Origin of the sequence: Acinetobacter lwoffii (genome assembly GCF_052078135.1) — a bacterium.
In the GTDB taxonomy this organism is placed as follows: domain Bacteria; phylum Pseudomonadota; class Gammaproteobacteria; order Pseudomonadales; family Moraxellaceae; genus Acinetobacter; species Acinetobacter lwoffii_Z.
In genome coordinates this window covers 1-1,007 of the sequence record NZ_JBQGUZ010000064.1, presented here as the reverse complement: position 1 = coordinate 1,007, position 1,007 = coordinate 1, and the positions used below count along the sequence as shown (strand labels likewise).

General features: G+C 44.3%; 1 protein-coding gene. It reads right to left on the bottom strand.

From position 1 onward, the window contains the following. Positions 1-54: 54 nt before the first annotated feature. Positions 55-1,007: ISNCY family transposase (locus tag ACTL4S_RS16400; RefSeq protein WP_441299681.1), on the bottom strand; the 953-nt coding region annotated here is incomplete at its 5' end.

Genomic DNA, 1,007 nt, shown 5'->3' with positions numbered 1-1,007 from the left:
TGTTATTCACCAATTAAAATGTCTATGCGATAAACCATTTAAAATGTCCTGTTTTTAACCACAAGAGTCAAGCACAGGATTTAACTTTCTTTGTTCAATAACAGCTTTCTGAGCTTTACGACTCGGCATACTTTTCTTGAGACGGGAACGTTTATTCTGTTTTTCCAACTCTTCATGCTGTTGCTGAATATGTGCCAGGACTGAACCTAACCGTTTATTCTCAACGATCTCATTCTGCTGTAGCCCAGCTAATTTATTGAAAATGCTGTAGTTGAGCTTTCGTCCCTCGTGCATGAGGGCCACAGTCCCATCCGGGTACTCCAGAAATGAAATATATTGCCCAACAAGCTTATGATTCAGCTCTGTCGGTTCAAGCAGATAAATACATTTGTCATAGGTAATCGTCAGGTTCTTGGTGACCTTACGCGGTTCCTGCCAGGTAAAAATATCATCCAGTTCAAGATCAGATTCGGTTAATGGTCGATGCAGGTTCTTTGAGTTTCGCGCACATTTGGCGAACTTCTGATTGAACTGCTCAATAAAGCAGGGCAACCAGGCATTTGCTTCTGCAATCGAACAGATGCCTTCCAGGCGCATCTCCTTGATCAAACGGTCCTGAAGGGTTCTATTCGCTCGCTCTACGCGACCTTTGGCCTGGGGTGAATTGGCGAAGATAATATCAATGTTTAACTCATTCAGAATCCGCCCAAATTGCGTGATCTGGCTGTCTTGCCTGGATTTCTGGTTGACTCTAAATACCGAGTGTTTATCGCTATAAAAGGCCAAGGGCTTGCCGTATTGCTCAATGTAGGCTCGGGTTGAAAGCATATAGTCAAAGGTCGTTTCAGCCTCACAAAAGCGTAGATGCAACAGCTTGCCGGTAGCATCATCGATATAAACCAGCAAACAGCATTTGGTGGCTCTTCCTTCAAACCAGTCATGATATGAGCCATCAATCTGGATCAGCTCACCGAAGCAATCACGGTTATAGCGTGGCTGGTATGGGC